1 protein-coding gene is annotated in these 478 nt (G+C 45.4%); it reads right to left on the bottom strand.

The genetic code is table 11. The features are described from left to right. Window positions 1–461, bottom strand: a 461-nt coding sequence (locus HMPREF3249_RS01640; RefSeq protein ID WP_059221686.1) for a sigma-70 RNA polymerase sigma factor region 4 domain-containing protein, incomplete at its 3' end; no start/stop codon positions are given. Between the last annotated feature and the right edge of the window lie 17 nt (window positions 462–478).

Below are 478 nucleotides of genomic sequence, written 5' to 3'. Positions count from 1 at the left end.
TCTTTTAAGTAGGCTCTTAATTCTCGAATCATAGCTTGGCGGCCTTTGAACCGTTCATCGGCTAGTAAGCGCTCGTACTGCTCTTGTTTCTCTGGGCTCAGTTGAGCTTGATAGCTCTTTAGCTGGTCTCGGAGAATCACCAATTCATCCAGATATAGTTCTTTCAGGCTGAGCTTGTGACCAATCTCGCTCACTTCTTCATAAGCTTGACGATCAAGTTTGCGTTTTTGACTTTCCTGTTTACGGAGGATGTCCAGGATATGATTCCGGAACTTGGTCTTATAGTAAACATAGAGCTGACTTTCTGACTCTACCAGCTGCGGATAGCGACTCACCAACTGATAGAGCACCAACATGCCCTCTTGTTCCCAATCGCTTAATTCCCACAGGTGGACATAATATTCCCTCCGACACTTCAGCACAATTCCTCTCACCTTGGCATATAACTCCTTGAACTCCATTTCCTTCTCCTTCCTTG

The sequence above is a fragment of the Streptococcus sp. HMSC36C04 genome, assembly GCF_001839535.1.
Classification (GTDB): domain Bacteria; phylum Bacillota; class Bacilli; order Lactobacillales; family Streptococcaceae; genus Streptococcus; species Streptococcus hominis.
The sequence above is the reverse complement of the archived record's forward strand: the minus strand, read 5'-3'. Positions and strand labels throughout refer to the sequence as shown.